The 15,122-nt window shown below is 58.7% G+C and carries 13 protein-coding genes; 12 read left to right on the top strand and 1 reads right to left on the bottom strand.

Translation table 11 applies throughout. From position 1 onward, the window contains the following. The first annotated feature begins 171 nt into the window (after positions 1 to 171). The 12 genes from serC (at position 172) to RRF55_RS00900 (ending at position 14,257) form a co-directional block, all read left to right on the top strand. Positions 172 to 1,260, top strand: a complete 1,089-nt coding sequence (gene serC / locus RRF55_RS00955) for a 3-phosphoserine/phosphohydroxythreonine transaminase (RefSeq protein WP_002898155.1) — start codon at positions 172 to 174, stop codon at positions 1,258 to 1,260. Positions 1,261 to 1,333: 73 nt separating this feature from the next. Next, complete coding sequence (aroA, locus tag RRF55_RS00950) at positions 1,334 to 2,617, top strand: 3-phosphoshikimate 1-carboxyvinyltransferase (protein WP_002898157.1); 1,284 nt, start codon at positions 1,334 to 1,336, stop codon at positions 2,615 to 2,617. A 174-nt stretch (positions 2,618 to 2,791) separates the two neighbouring features. Then, complete coding sequence (cmk, locus tag RRF55_RS00945; protein WP_002898160.1) at positions 2,792 to 3,475, top strand: (d)CMP kinase; 684 nt, start codon at positions 2,792 to 2,794, stop codon at positions 3,473 to 3,475. A 133-nt stretch (positions 3,476 to 3,608) separates the two neighbouring features. Then, positions 3,609 to 5,282 (top strand): 30S ribosomal protein S1, encoded by a 1,674-nt coding sequence (rpsA, locus tag RRF55_RS00940; protein WP_002898162.1) that lies wholly within the window; start codon positions 3,609 to 3,611, stop codon positions 5,280 to 5,282. Between the two features lie 151 nt (positions 5,283 to 5,433). Then, on the top strand, positions 5,434 to 5,721 hold the full coding sequence (gene ihfB, locus RRF55_RS00935; protein WP_002898165.1) for an integration host factor subunit beta: 288 nt from the start codon (positions 5,434 to 5,436) through the stop codon (positions 5,719 to 5,721). 205 nt (positions 5,722 to 5,926) lie between these two features. Beyond that, complete coding sequence (locus RRF55_RS00930; protein ID WP_023284913.1) at positions 5,927 to 8,191, top strand: ComEC family protein; 2,265 nt, start codon at positions 5,927 to 5,929, stop codon at positions 8,189 to 8,191. A gap of 36 nt (positions 8,192 to 8,227) precedes the next feature. After that, complete coding sequence (gene msbA / locus RRF55_RS00925; protein WP_002898170.1) at positions 8,228 to 9,976, top strand: lipid A ABC transporter ATP-binding protein/permease MsbA; 1,749 nt, start codon at positions 8,228 to 8,230, stop codon at positions 9,974 to 9,976. Further along, positions 9,973 to 10,953 (top strand): tetraacyldisaccharide 4'-kinase, encoded by a 981-nt coding sequence (gene lpxK / locus RRF55_RS00920; RefSeq protein ID WP_023282335.1) that lies wholly within the window; start codon positions 9,973 to 9,975, stop codon positions 10,951 to 10,953. Before msbA ends, lpxK begins: the two co-directional genes overlap by 4 nt. A gap of 54 nt (positions 10,954 to 11,007) precedes the next feature. Then, positions 11,008 to 12,237 carry a winged helix-turn-helix domain-containing protein gene (locus RRF55_RS00915; protein ID WP_032414729.1) on the top strand — a complete coding sequence of 410 codons (1,230 nt, stop codon included), beginning with the start codon at positions 11,008 to 11,010 and terminating at the stop codon, positions 12,235 to 12,237. A gap of 63 nt (positions 12,238 to 12,300) precedes the next feature. Next, on the top strand, positions 12,301 to 12,483 hold the full coding sequence (gene ycaR / locus RRF55_RS00910) for a protein YcaR (protein ID WP_002898177.1): 183 nt from the start codon (positions 12,301 to 12,303) through the stop codon (positions 12,481 to 12,483). Then, positions 12,480 to 13,226, top strand: coding sequence for a 3-deoxy-manno-octulosonate cytidylyltransferase (gene kdsB / locus RRF55_RS00905; RefSeq protein ID WP_002898180.1), 747 nt, complete (start codon positions 12,480 to 12,482; stop codon positions 13,224 to 13,226). The genes ycaR and kdsB overlap by 4 nt, the downstream gene beginning before the upstream one ends. Before the next feature lie 137 nt (positions 13,227 to 13,363). Further along, positions 13,364 to 14,257, top strand: a complete 894-nt coding sequence (locus RRF55_RS00900) for a YcbJ family phosphotransferase (RefSeq protein WP_002898182.1) — start codon at positions 13,364 to 13,366, stop codon at positions 14,255 to 14,257. On the opposite strand, the gene elyC is transcribed toward RRF55_RS00900, so the two are convergent. Then, on the bottom strand, positions 14,234 to 15,013 hold the full coding sequence (elyC, locus tag RRF55_RS00895) for an envelope biogenesis factor ElyC (RefSeq protein ID WP_004141786.1): 780 nt from the start codon (positions 15,011 to 15,013) through the stop codon (positions 14,234 to 14,236). The genes RRF55_RS00900 and elyC overlap by 24 nt on opposite strands. Positions 15,014 to 15,122 lie beyond the last annotated feature (109 nt).

Genomic DNA, 15,122 nt, shown 5'->3' with positions numbered 1-15,122 from the left:
TTATTACGTCAAGCCGATAGATTCTGTTGTGTGACGGCGGCCGCGTTTTACCGTCGGCGAGTTTTAGCCATTGCGGACCTTGTCACTGAATGATAAAACCGATAGCCACAGGAATAACTTATGCCCGCGGCGGTTCGCGGGCAAAACAACATAGCAACGTGGTGAGGGGAAATGGCTCAGGTCTATAACTTCAGTTCGGGCCCGGCAATGCTGCCGGCGGAAGTACTCAAACTGGCGCAGCAGGAACTGTGCGACTGGCACGGTCTGGGGACGTCGGTCATGGAGATCAGTCACCGTGGTAAGGAGTTTATCCAGGTGGCAGAAGAGGCAGAACAGGACTTCCGCGCTCTGCTGAACATCCCTTCCAACTATAAAGTTTTATTCTGCCACGGCGGCGGCCGCGGCCAGTTCGCCGGGATCCCGCTGAACATCCTCGGCGATAAAAAGGTCGCTGACTATGTGGACGCCGGCTACTGGGCGGCCAGCGCGGTCAAAGAGGCGAAGAAATACTGCACGCCGAACGTTATCGACGCGAAAATCACCGTCGACGGCAAGCGCGCTGTGAAGCCGATGAGCGAGTGGCAGCTGACCCCGGGGGCGGCCTATCTGCACTACTGCCCGAACGAAACCATTGACGGTATCGCGATTGATGAGACGCCGAACTTCGGCGACGACGTCATCGTGACCGCCGATTTCTCCTCCACCATTCTTTCCCGCGAAATTGACGTCAACCGCTTCGGCGTAATCTACGCCGGCGCGCAGAAGAATATCGGTCCGGCTGGGCTGACGCTGGTCATCGTGCGTGAAGATCTGCTGGGCAAAGCCAGCGTGGCCTGCCCGTCAATTCTTGACTACACCGTGTTAAGCGAGAATGACTCGATGTTTAACACACCGCCGACGTTCGCATGGTATCTGGCTGGACTGGTGTTTAAGTGGCTGAAACAGCAGGGCGGGGTTGCCGCGATGGATAAAATCAACCAGCAGAAAGCCGAACTGCTCTACGGCGTGATCGATAACAGCGGCTTCTATCGTAACGATGTGGCGCAGGCCAACCGTTCGCGTATGAACGTACCGTTCCAGCTGGCGGACAGCGCCCTGGACAAACTGTTCCTCGAAGAGTCGTTTGCTGCCGGGCTGCACGCGCTGAAGGGCCACCGGGTGGTGGGCGGCATGCGTGCTTCCATCTACAACGCCATGCCGCTGGACGGCGTGAAGGCGTTAACCGACTTTATGCTGGACTTCGAACGCCGCCACGGTTAATCGCCTGTTTCTTTCTTCCTCCCCGCGGCCTGTCTGCGGGGTTTTTATTCTGTTTGTTTGAGAGTGAAGTTTGATGGAATCCCTGACGTTACAACCCATCGCACGCGTAGAGGGCACCGTGAACCTGCCAGGTTCGAAAAGCGTCTCCAACCGCGCGCTGCTGCTGGCTGCCCTGGCCCGCGGCACGACGGTGCTGACCAACCTGCTGGACAGCGACGATGTGCGCCATATGCTGAATGCCCTGAGTGCGCTGGGGGTTCAATATACCCTGTCTGCCGACCGCACCCGCTGCGAAGTGACCGGCAACGGCGGCCCGTTGCGCTCTGCCGCGGCGCTGGAGCTGTTCCTTGGCAACGCCGGTACCGCGATGCGTCCGCTGGCGGCGGCTCTGTGCCTTGGCAGCAACGATATCGTGCTGACCGGCGAACCGCGGATGAAAGAGCGTCCGATCGGCCATCTGGTGGATGCCCTGCGTCAGGGCGGCGCTCAGATCGACTATCTGGAGCAGGAAAATTATCCACCGCTGCGCCTGCGCGGCGGTTTTCAGGGCGGCAACGTCGAGGTTGACGGCAGCGTCTCCAGCCAGTTCCTGACCGCGCTGCTGATGACCGCGCCGCTGGCGCCGCAGGATACCGTCATCGTCATTAAGGGCGATCTGGTGTCGAAACCCTATATCGACATTACGCTGCACCTGATGAAAACCTTCGGCGTTGAGGTGGACAATCAGTCTTATCAGCGATTTGTGGTGCGCGGCAAGCAGCAGTATCAGTCGCCGGGAGATTACCTGGTGGAAGGCGATGCTTCCTCGGCCTCGTATTTCCTCGCCGCTGGCGCCATTAAGGGCGGCACGGTAAAAGTCACCGGTATCGGCCGCAACAGCGTACAGGGCGACATTCGTTTCGCCGACGTACTGGAGAAAATGGGCGCCACCGTCACCTGGGGCGACGATTTCATCGCCTGCACCCACGGCGAGCTCAAGGCGGTCGATATGGATATGAACCATATCCCGGACGCCGCGATGACCATCGCCACCGCCGCGCTGTTCGCGCAAGGGACCACTACCCTGCGCAATATCTACAACTGGCGGGTCAAGGAGACGGACCGTCTGTTCGCCATGGCGACCGAGCTGCGTAAAGTGGGCGCCGAGGTGGAAGAGGGGGAAGATTATATCCGCATCACCCCGCCGGCAAAGTTGAAGTACGCAGAAATCGGCACCTATAACGACCACCGGATGGCGATGTGCTTCTCGCTGGTAGCGCTGTCTGATACGCCGGTGACCATCCTTGATCCCAAATGTACGGCCAAAACGTTCCCTGACTACTTTGAGCAGCTGGCGCGGATCAGTACCCTCGCCTGAGTAAAACTATGTCATCCCGCGGGCTGATGTCCTGTCAGCCCGCTATAATTGCGCAAAACTTCTGCTTTTCATTTCCTGTAGTCCGTAATTTACAAGCAATGCTCACTTTCCGGCGTATTGATGCGTATAATGCGCGGCGTTTATATTCCATGCGCCTTGCTGAAGGAGAAAAAGATGACGGCGAATATTCCGGTAATCACCATTGATGGGCCTGGCGGTGCGGGTAAAGGTACGTTGTGCAAGGCAATGGCGGAAGCGCTGGGCTGGCATCTGTTAGATTCAGGCGCGATCTACCGCGTTCTGGCGCTGGCGGCGCTGCATCATCATGTCGACGTGGAGTCCGAAGAGGCGCTGGTGCCCCTGGCTGCCCATCTTGACGTGCGTTTTATTTCTACTGACGGCAACCTGGAAGTGGTGCTGGAAGGGGAAGATGTCAGTAGCGAAATTCGCACTCAGGAGGTCGCGAACGCGGCCTCGAAAGTGGCGGCTTTTCCGCGCGTTCGCGAAGCGCTGCTGCGCCGCCAGCGCGCCTTCCGCGAACTGCCAGGGCTTATCGCCGACGGTCGCGATATGGGAACGGTAGTTTTCCCGGACGCGCCGGTGAAAATTTTCCTCGATGCCTCGGCCGACGAGCGGGCGCATCGCCGCATGCGGCAGTTGCAGGAAAAGGGCTTTGATGTTAACTTTGAACGTCTTTTGTCCGAGATAAAAGAGCGTGACGATCGCGACCGAAATCGCGCCGTGGCGCCGCTTGTCCCGGCTGCCGATGCATTAGTTCTCGATTCAACCGAACTAAACATTGAGCAAGTGATTGAAAAAGCGCTACAATATGCGCGCGAAAAATTGGCCGTTGCGTAGGCCTTAACCGGTAACGCGCCGAAGCCTCCGAATTATAGCAGTACCCCGCGGCAATGGATGGTCAGCGGGTATGTGAAACAACCCCATCCGGCACGGAGCCAGGTGGACGTTAATATTAACCTGAAGATTAAACATGACTGAATCTTTTGCTCAACTGTTTGAAGAATCCTTAAAAGAAATCGAAACCCGCCCGGGTTCCATCGTTCGTGGTGTTGTTGTTGCTATCGACAAAGACGTAGTACTGGTTGACGCCGGTCTGAAATCTGAGTCCGCCATCCCGGCTGAGCAGTTCAAAAACGCCCAGGGCGAGCTGGAAATCCAGGTTGGTGACGAAGTTGACGTTGCTCTGGATGCAGTAGAAGACGGCTTCGGTGAAACTCTGCTGTCCCGTGAGAAAGCTAAACGTCACGAAGCTTGGATCACGCTGGAAAAAGCTTACGAAGACGCTGAAACTGTTACCGGTGTTATCAACGGCAAAGTTAAAGGTGGCTTCACTGTTGAGCTGAACGGTATTCGTGCGTTCCTGCCGGGTTCCCTGGTAGACGTTCGTCCGGTGCGCGACACGCTGCACCTGGAAGGCAAAGAGCTTGAGTTCAAAGTCATCAAGCTGGACCAGAAGCGTAACAACGTTGTTGTTTCTCGTCGTGCCGTTATCGAATCCGAAAACAGCGCAGAGCGCGATCAGCTGCTGGAAAACCTGCAGGAAGGCATGGAAGTCAAAGGTATCGTTAAGAACCTCACTGACTACGGTGCATTCGTTGATCTGGGCGGCGTTGACGGCCTGCTGCACATCACCGATATGGCCTGGAAACGCGTTAAGCATCCGAGCGAAATCGTAAACGTTGGCGACGAAATCACTGTTAAAGTGCTGAAGTTCGACCGCGAGCGTACCCGTGTATCCCTGGGCCTGAAACAGCTGGGCGAAGATCCGTGGGTAGCTATCGCTAAACGTTATCCGGAAGGTACCAAACTGACCGGTCGCGTGACCAACCTGACCGACTACGGCTGCTTCGTTGAAATCGAAGAGGGCGTTGAAGGCCTGGTTCACGTTTCCGAAATGGATTGGACCAACAAAAACATCCACCCGTCCAAAGTTGTTAACGTTGGCGACGTTGTGGAAGTAATGGTTCTGGATATCGACGAAGAGCGTCGTCGTATCTCCCTGGGTCTGAAGCAGTGCAAATCTAACCCATGGCAGCAGTTCGCGGAAACCCACAACAAGGGCGACCGTGTTGAAGGTAAAATCAAGTCTATCACTGACTTCGGTATCTTCATCGGCCTGGACGGCGGCATCGACGGCCTGGTTCACCTGTCTGACATCTCCTGGAACGTTGCAGGCGAAGAAGCAGTTCGTGAATACAAAAAAGGCGACGAAATCGCAGCAGTTGTTCTGCAGGTTGACGCAGAGCGTGAGCGTATCTCCCTGGGCGTTAAACAGCTCGCGGAAGATCCGTTCAACAACTACGTTGCTCTGAACAAGAAAGGCGCTATCGTTGTTGGTAAAGTGACTGCAGTTGACGCTAAAGGCGCAACCGTAGAACTGGCTGACGGCGTAGAAGGTTACCTGCGTGCTTCTGAAGCATCCCGTGACCGCGTTGAAGACGCAACTCTGGTTCTGAGCGTTGGCGACGAAGTTGAAGCGAAATTCACCGGCGTGGATCGTAAGAACCGCGTAGTGAGCCTGTCTGTACGTGCGAAAGACGAAGCGGAAGAAAAAGACGCTATCGCTACCGTGAACAAGCAGGAAGACGCGAACTTCTCCAACAACGCTATGGCTGAAGCGTTCAAAGCAGCGAAAGGCGAGTAATCTTTGTCATTCAGGTAATAACAACCTGAATAGCGACGAGTTTACTTGACAGATTGCAGGATTCGTCCTGTAATCAAGCACAAAGGGCGGCTACGGCCGCCCTTGTTTAAGCTGTTAGCTAATTTTTGCCTTGAAGGAAACCGGAGGAATAATGACCAAGTCAGAATTGATTGAAAGACTTGCCAGCCAGCAATCTCACATTCCGGCGAAAGCGGTGGAAGATGCTGTTAAAGAAATGCTGGAACATATGGCCTCAACGCTTGCTCAAGGTGAGCGCATTGAAATCCGCGGTTTCGGCAGTTTTTCTCTGCACTATCGAGCACCTCGCACCGGACGTAACCCGAAAACTGGTGATAAAGTCGAACTGGAAGGTAAGTACGTTCCGCACTTTAAGCCCGGGAAAGAATTACGTGACCGCGCCAATATTTATGAAGGGTGAGTTGCACGACGTGCAGCCTGCCTGACGATAAAGAAAGCACCTTCGGGTGCTTTTTTTGTGCCCGCCATTTACGGCCATCCTCACAAAAAAAGCGTGCCCGGCTGCAAGCGAGGCGATTGTCTGGAATGCGCCGCGCAAGCCTGAATTCGCCGCCAGGACGCCAGCACCGCTTTGCGTAACACTGCCCACTCACAGGGAGGTGTTTATGCGTCTACCATGGCTTGCCGGATGCGCCATCATTGCAATGCTGCCGCTTCTCTGGCTACCCGTCTTGCCGGGCCCGTACAGTCTGGCGGGCGCGAGCGCACTGGCGCTGGCGCTGATTCGTCTGCATGGAAGGGCCGTCGCCGGAGTGGCGATGACGCTTCTGCTGGTGGTCTGGGGAGTATTGAGCGCGCATCAGGCGCTGTGGCCGACCCGGCACCTTACCGGCGCCATCCGGCAAGCGGAAGTGATCCTTAGCGAGACGGATGGCCAGACCTTGCACCGTGGACAAATGGTGCGCCTGCGGGGCCGCTATCTGTTTCCCCCGGTAGGCGTAACGCTGTACGGGGAACTTGCACCTGCGCCAGCCTGTGCGGGTCAACACTGGCTGATGACGCTGCGCCTGCGCCCGGTGCACGGGCAGCTCAATGACGGGGGCTTCGACAGCCAGCGCTATGCGCTGGCGCAGCACCGACCGCTGAGCGGAGGGATCGTCGCCGCTTCCGCGCTGGATGCCCGCTGCAGTCTGCGCGCCCGCTATCTGACGTCGCTGACCCGGCGACTGCAGACTTATCCCTGGCGCGCGGTGATGTTGGGATTAGGAATGGGGGAGCGGCTGTCTCTGCCGACGGAGATAAAGGTCCTGATGCAGAACACGGGCACTTCCCATCTGATGGCTATCTCGGGTCTGCATATCGCTCTCGCGGCTTCTCTTATCATGCTGTTGCTGCGCGGCGTGCAGTATATTCTCCCGGGCCGCTGGATTGGCTGGCGGTTGCCCCTTGTCGCCGGGCTGGCGGGCGCCGTCGGCTATGCCTGGCTGACCGGTATGCAGCCGCCGGCCCTGCGCACTTGCTTAGGGCTTGCGGTCTGTTGTGCTTTACGTTTGTCGGGTCAACGCTGGACGGCGTGGCAGGTGTGGCTCTGCTGTCTGGGAGCGATACTGGTTGCCGACCCGCTGGCGGTCCTGTCGCAAAGCCTGTGGCTATCTGCCTTCGCCGTGGCGGGGCTGATCTTCTGGTTCCAGTGGCTCCCGTTGCCTGCCGGCCGCTGGCGCTGGCCGTGGAAGACCATAATTGCTCTTGTTCATTTGCAGGCTGGCGTGACGCTGCTGCTGCTGCCGCTGCAGTTGTTGCTATTCCATGGAGTCAGCCTGACGTCGATGGCGGCTAATTTGCTGGCGGTACCGTTAGTCACCCTGTTGGCGGTGCCGCTTATTCTGACCGCGATGCTGGTGCATCTCTCGGGGCCGGATATAGTGGAGTCGCTACTCTGGCTGGCGGCCGATCGCGTGCTGGCGCTACTGTTTTGGGGATTACGACGTTTACCGGACGGCTGGTTGACGCTGGATGCTCGCTGGCTGTGGATCAGTATCCTGCCGTGGCTGTTGGTGATGGGCTGGCGTTTTCAGAGCTGGCGGCATTCACCGGCGCTGTGTCTCAGCGTGCTGTTTTTACTGACGCGGCCATTCAGCCGACAACCGCCTGCGGACGAATGGCGGGTGACGATGCTGGATGTCGGACAGGGGCTGGCGATGGTGATCGAGCGTCACGGTAAGGCATTGCTTTACGATACCGGGCCGGCTTGGCCGCAGGGTGATAGCGGTCAACAGGTGATTATCCCGTGGCTGCGCTGGCACCATCTGCAGCTGCAAGGGATTATGCTGAGCCATGAACATCTGGATCATCGCGGCGGCCTTGATTCAGTGCTGCAGGCATGGCCGCAGGCGTGGGTGCGCAGCCCGTTAGGCTGGGCGCATCATCTGCCGTGTCATCGCGGTGAGCGCTGGCAATGGCAGGGACTCAACTTCCAGGCCCTGTGGCCGCTGCCGGGCAGCACGGCAAAGGGTAACAATCATTCCTGTGTGGTGCGGATCGATGATGGTCGCTCCAGCATCCTGCTCACCGGCGATATAGAACGTCAGGCGGAGCAGGCGATGATCAGTCGTTACTGGCGGCATCTGACGTCTACACTTATTCAGGTTCCCCACCACGGCAGCAATACCTCCTCCAGCGCGCTGCTGATCCGCCGGGTGGATGGCGCGGCCGCGCTGGCCTCCGCTTCGCGCTACAATGCGTGGCGGATGCCCTCGTACAAGGTGGTTCAGCGCTACCGCCAGCGGGGTTATCGCTGGTTCGCCACGCCGCAGCAGGGGCAGATAACGGTGGTTTTTTCCGCAGAAGGTTGGCAAATCCATAGCTTACGGGATCAAGTTTTACCGCGTTGGTATCATCAGTGGTTTGGCGCGCCCGCCGATAACGGGTAGAATATGCGGCTATTTCAACACAAGCTGGTTTATTGAATGCAGAACGATAAAGATCTCTCCACGTGGCAGACCTTCCGCCGACTTTGGCCGATTATCGCGCCGTTTAAAGCCGGGCTAATCGTAGCGGCGGTGGCGTTGGTGCTTAACGCGGGCAGTGACACCTTCATGTTATCGCTTCTTAAACCGTTATTGGATGATGGTTTTGGTAAAACGGATCGCTCAGTGCTGCTATGGATGCCGCTGGTGGTTATCGGCCTGATGGTGCTGCGTGGGATCACCAGCTACATCTCGAGCTATTGTATTTCCTGGGTTTCCGGCAAAGTGGTGATGACCATGCGTCGTCGCCTGTTCGGCCACATGATGGGTATGCCGGTGGCCTTCTTTGACAAGCAGTCTACCGGAACGCTGCTGTCACGCATCACCTATGATTCTGAGCAGGTCGCCTCCTCCTCTTCCAGCGCGCTGATCACCGTGGTCCGCGAAGGGGCATCGATTATCGGTCTGTTCGTGATGATGTTCTATTACAGCTGGCAGCTGTCGCTGATCCTGATCGTACTGGCGCCGATTGTGTCGGTGGCGATCCGCGTGGTCTCCAAGCGTTTTCGCAATATCAGTAAGAATATGCAGAACACGATGGGGCAGGTCACCACCAGCGCCGAGCAGATGCTGAAAGGGCACAAAGAGGTGCTGATGTTTGGCGGCCAGGAAGTGGAAACCAAACGTTTTGATAAAGTCAGCAATAAAATGCGTCTGCAGGGGATGAAGATGGTTTCCGCCTCGTCTATCTCCGACCCGATCATTCAGCTTATCGCCTCCCTGGCGCTGGCCTTTGTCCTGTATGCCGCCAGCTTCCCGAGCGTGATGGACACCCTGACCGCCGGGACCATTACCGTGGTCTTCTCCTCGATGATTGCGCTGATGCGTCCGCTGAAGTCGCTGACCAACGTCAATGCCCAGTTCCAGCGTGGGATGGCGGCGTGCCAGACGCTGTTTGCGATCCTCGATTCCGAGCAGGAAAAAGACGAAGGTACGCGGGTCATTGAGCGGGCGAAAGGCAATCTCAAGTTCGAGAACGTCACCTTTACCTACCCGGGTCGCGAAGTGGCCGCGCTGCGCAATATCAATCTCGATATCCCGGAAGGGAAAACCGTGGCGCTGGTGGGGCGCTCAGGGTCGGGTAAATCGACCATTGCCAGCCTGATCACCCGCTTCTACGATGTCGACGAGGGGCAGATCCTGCTGGATGGCCACGACCTGCGCGAGTACAAGCTGAGCTCGCTGCGCGATCAGGTGGCGCTGGTTTCACAGAACGTGCATCTGTTCAACGATACCGTCGCCAACAATATCGCCTATGCCCGTACCGAAGAGTACAGCCGCGAGCAGATTGAAGAGGCCGCGCGCATGGCCTACGCCATGGATTTCATTAACAAGATGGATAATGGTCTGGATACCATCATCGGCGAGAATGGCGTGATGCTGTCCGGCGGCCAGCGCCAGCGTATTGCTATTGCCCGCGCGCTGCTGCGTAACAGCCCGATCCTGATCCTTGATGAAGCCACCTCGGCGCTGGATACCGAGTCCGAGCGTGCCATTCAGGCGGCGCTGGATGAGCTGCAGAAAAACCGTACCTCGCTGGTTATCGCTCACCGTCTGTCGACCATTGAGCAGGCTGATGAAATCGTGGTGGTTGAAGACGGGCGGATCGTGGAGCGCGGAACGCACCATGACCTGCTGGAGCATAAGGGCGTGTACGCCCAGCTGCATAAGATGCAATTCGGCGAATGATCGCGCGCATCTGGTCCGGGGAATCGCCGCTGTGGCGCCTGCTGCTGCCGCTCTCCTGGCTGTATGGCCTGGTGAGCGGGGTGATTCGCCTCAGCTATCGGCTGGGGTGGCAAAAAGCCTGGCGCGCGCCGGTGCCGGTAGTGGTTGTTGGTAACCTGACCGCCGGCGGCAATGGCAAAACGCCGGTGGTGATCTGGCTGGTGGAGCAGCTGCAGCAGCGAGGTATTCGCGTTGGCGTCGTGTCTCGCGGCTACGGCGGTAAAGCCGACCGCTATCCGCTGGTGTTGGACGACAGGACCAGTACGGCGCAGGCGGGTGATGAACCGGTGTTGATCCATCAGCGTACCGGTGCCCCGGTCGCTGTCGCTCCGCTACGCAGCGACGCGGTAAAAGCGTTGCTCAGCGCGCACGATCTGCAGATGATTGTGACCGACGACGGGTTGCAGCACTATAAGCTCGCGCGGGACAGAGAAATTGTCGTTATTGACGGCGTGCGCCGCTTTGGCAACGGCTGGTGGCTGCCTGCCGGGCCGATGCGCGAGCGGGCGTCGCGCTTGCAAAGCGTTGATGCGGTTATCGTTAACGGCGGCGTGGCACGTCCGGGTGAGATCCCGATGCGGCTGCGCCCAGGGATGGCGGTTAACCTGCTTACCGGCGAACGTCGCGATGTCTCCACCTTCACGAACGTGGTGGCGATGGCCGGCATCGGCCATCCGCCGCGCTTCTTCGCCACCCTCGAAAGCTGCGGCGTCCAGCCGGTCAAAACCGTGGCGCTGGCGGACCATCAGGCGCTGAGCCAGGCTGATGTCGCCGCCCTGGTGACCGCCGATCAGACGCTGCTGATGACCGAGAAAGATGCCGTGAAATGTCGCGATTTCGCCGCTGCAAACTGGTGGTATTTACCGGTCGACGCCATAATGGCCGATGAACGCGCACAGCGGTTGCTTGCGGACTTAGCGACGTTGGCGCAACGTTAACTGACGCGCCGGCTTTGCTCGCCGCTGTGCTGGAATTCCTGACGGAGAACCTGCATGTCGGTATTGCAACTATCGCTTAACGAGGCGCGCCACCTCCATCTCGCGGCGCAGGGGTTGTTAAAGAAGCCCCGACGTCGCGCTCGCCCGAAAGACATTCTTTCCACCATCCAGCAGATGTCGCTGCTGCAAATCGATACCATCAACGTGGTGGCCCGCAGCCCCTACCTGGTGCTGTTCAGCCGTCTTGGCAGCTATCCGCAGCACTGGCTGGATGAGTCGCTGCGCAACGGCGAGCTAATGGAATACTGGGCGCATGAAGCCTGCTTTCTGCCGCGCAGCGATTTCGCCCTGGTGCGCCATCGCATGTTGAATCCCGACAATATGGGCTGGAAATACCATCGCGCGTGGATGGAGGAGCATGCCGGGAGTATTGCCGAGCTGGTGGCGCATATCGGACAAAACGGCCCGGTTCGCTCGGCGGATTTTACCCACCCGCGCAAAGGCGCCAGCGGCTGGTGGGAGTGGAAACCGCATAAGCGCCACCTGGAAGGGCTGTTTACCGCCGGCGAAGTGATGGTGGTGGAGCGGCGCAATTTTCACCGCGTGTATGATCTAACCCGGCGGGTGATGCCGGACTGGGACGACGAGCGCGACGCGCTCTCCCGCGAAGACGCAGAGGCCATTATGTTGCGCAATAGCGCCCGTAGTCTCGGCATCTTCCGCGCCCAGTGGCTGGCCGATTACTATCGCTTGCGCCAGCCGTCGCTACCGGGTCTGCTGGCGGCCTGGCAGGAAGAGGGGCTGGTGGTGCCGGTTAACGTGGAAGCACTCGGCGAGATGTGGCTGCATCACGAGGCGCTGGCGCAGCTGGAGACCGCGCCCGGCGGTAAGCTGACCGCCAGCCATAGCGCCGTGCTCTCGCCCTTCGACCCGGTGGTCTGGGATCGGAAACGCGCTGAGCAGCTGTTCAACTTCAGCTATCGCCTGGAGTGTTATACCCCGGCGCCGAAGCGTCAGTATGGCTACTTCGTACTGCCTCTGCTGCACCAGGGAAAACTGGTCGGGCGGATGGACAGTAAAATACATCGCAAAAGCCGGGAGCTGGAGATCTTCGCTCTATGGCTGGAGGAGGGGGTGAAGATCACCCGTGGTCTGGAGCAGGGGCTGCGCCGGGCGATTAACGACTTCGCACACTGGCAATCGGCAGAGCGGATCCTTTGCCGACGCCTGCCGGAAGGGCTGTTTGTCGGCCAGGAGCAGGGGTGGGAAATCGACGCCGATTGATCCCGGCGCCTGCCTTCCTGTGATATGCTGCTGAGAAATCTATCCGGTCCATCAGGAGGAAACATGGATCACCGTTTACTTGAAATCATCGCCTGCCCGGTCTGTAACGGCAAGCTGTATTACAGTCAGGATAAGCAAGAACTTATTTGCAAACTTGATAGCCTGGCGTTTCCGCTGCGCGACGGTATCCCGGTGCTGCTGGAGACAGAGGCGCGTCCGCTGGCGCTAGAAGAGAGTCACTCATGAGTTTCGTGGTCATTATTCCTGCGCGTTTCGCCTCCACGCGCCTGCCGGGAAAACCACTGCAGGACATTAATGGTAAGCCGATGATTGTCCATGTGCTGGAGCGCGCTCGCGAATCCGGCGCGGATCGTATTATTGTCGCCACCGATCACGAAGATGTCGCCCGGGCGGTTGAAGCCGCCGGCGGCGAGGTCTGTATGACCCGCGCCGACCATCAGTCCGGCACCGAACGGCTGGCGGAAGTGGTGGAAAAGTGCGCGTTCAGCGATGACACCATTATCGTCAATATTCAGGGCGATGAGCCGATGATCCCCCCGGCGATTGTCCGCCAGGTGGCGGAGAATCTGGCTGCCAGCAGCAGCGGAATGGCGACGCTGGCGGTACCGATCCATGATGCGGAAGAGGCGTTTAACCCGAATGCGGTGAAAGTGGTGATGGATGCCAAGGGTTACGCGCTCTATTTCTCCCGCGCGACTATTCCCTGGGATCGCGATCGCTTTGCCCAATCCCGCGAGACCATCGGTGACTCCCTGCTGCGTCACATCGGCATCTATGGCTATCGCGCCGGCTTTATCCGCCGCTATGTCAGCTGGGCGCCGAGCCCGCTGGAGCAGATTGAAATGCTCGAGCAGCTGCGAGTGCTGTGGTATGGCGAGAAAATCCATGTCGCCGTAGCGGCGGAAGTGCCCGGCACCGGCGTGGATACCCCGGAAGATCTGGAGCGCGTCCGCGCTGAGCTGCGTTAGTCCTCTGTCCCCTCCTTGCTGGAGGGGATATCCCCGTCGGTTTTTTGCTTTTTTTACCCCTTTTTGATCTTATCCGATGACAACCCAGGTGCGGGCGCTCATTATGAAACCAGTAGTGTTCATAGGGGTAATCGACAATGGAACAGTTGCGAACCGAACTCAGTCATCTTCTTGGCGAAAAGCTAAGCCGGGTGGAGTGTGTCAGTGAACAAGCCGCTACGGCGCTGTGGTTCCTGTACGATGCGCAGGGAAACCCGATGCCGCTGCTGGCGCGAAGTTTCACCACGCCCGGCGTGGCGCGGCAGCTGGCATGGAAGATCTCGACCCTGGCGCGTAATGGTACGGTGCGTATGCCGGTGGTTTATGGCGTCATGACGCACGAAGAACATCCCGGACCAGATGTGCTGCTGCTTGAGCGCCTGCGCGGCGTACCGGTGGAGGCGCCGACGCGCACCCCGGCGCGCTGGGAGCAACTGCAGGAGCAAATCGTCGAGGCGCTGCTGGCGTGGCATCGGCAGGACAGTGGCGGCTGCGTGGGAATGGTCGACAATACCCAGGAAAACCTGTGGCCGAACTGGTACCGCCAGCGGGTAGAGATATTGTGGAGCACCCTGAACCTGTATCAGGACACCGGTCTCACCATGCAGGATAAGCGCCTTTTGTTCCGCTCCCGCGAGTGCCTTCCGGAGCTGTTCCGCGATTTCAATGATAATGCTGTGCTGGTGCATGGCAACTTCACTCTGCGCAGCATGCTAAAAGATCCGCGCAGCGATCAGCTGCTGGCGATGGTGGGGCCGGGGATGATGCTGTGGGCGCCACGCGAGTATGAACTGTTCCGCCTTGCTGAAGGCGGCCAGGCGGAACAGCTGCTGTGGCGCTACCTGCAGCAGGCGCCAGTTTCCGAGGCCTTTGTCTGGCGGCGCTGGCTTTATCTGCTGTGGGATGAGGTGGATAGTCTGGTCAACACCGGGCGCTTTGATCGCGCCCGTTTTGACCTCGCTGCAAAATCACTCCTGCCCTGGCTCGCCTGAGCTGCCTTTCAGCCATTGCCAGACGCGACCAAGGGTTTCATAGCCGACCCGGTCGCTGTGCATCAGCCACACTGGAGAAGGAATGGCCCGCTCCCACGGATTGAGCGGCGAGGTCACCGCCAGCTGATTGGCCGGCGCGGGAAGCGGATCCAGGCCGGCATGGCGAAAGAATATCATCGCCCGCGGAAGGTGTGACGCCGAGGTGACCAGCAGGAAGGGCGCGTCGCCGATGGCGCGCTTCACCGCCAGCGCTTCCTCTTCTGTATCTTTCGGCCGATCGAGCACAATGATATCGCTGCGAGGTACGCCAAGGCTCTCCGCCACTCTCGCCCCGGCTTCCGCTGTGCTGACGGGGTTCGTTTTCGCCGCCGCGCCGGTAAAGATCATTTTCGAACCGGGATTCGCCTGCCACAGGCGGATGCCCTCCGTCAGGCGCGGCAGGCTGTTATTGATAAGATTAGAGCTTGGCGCCCACTCCGGATTCCAGGTATAGCCGCCGCCCAGCACCACCACGTAGTTCACCGGCTGCTCGCCGCGCCAGGTGGGGTAGGTATCTTCAATCGGTTTCAGCAGGCTGTCGGCCACGGGCTGCAGGCTCAGCAGCGTCAGCAGCAGCCAGCCGAGGCTCACGCATAGCTTTCCGGTACGCTGAAAGCGGCTGAACCATAACAGCGCGATCCCGATACCGATCAGCAACAGTAAGGCGGGTAGCGGCAACAGCAGGCCGCCGACGATCTTTTTTAGCGTGAAAAGCATGCCAGATGGTTCCTTTTTTAACCATATAACCAAAGTTATGTTCGGATCTTATAACAGATCGCTTCATTCTCGGCGCGGGTATGACAAAATAGCGGTTTTGTGTTGGCTT

Origin of the sequence: Klebsiella sp. K47 (assembly GCF_051858335.1) — a bacterium.
GTDB classification, from domain to species: Bacteria; Pseudomonadota; Gammaproteobacteria; order Enterobacterales; family Enterobacteriaceae; genus Klebsiella; species Klebsiella pneumoniae.
The sequence above is the reverse complement of the archived record's forward strand: the minus strand, read 5'-3'. Positions and strand labels throughout refer to the sequence as shown.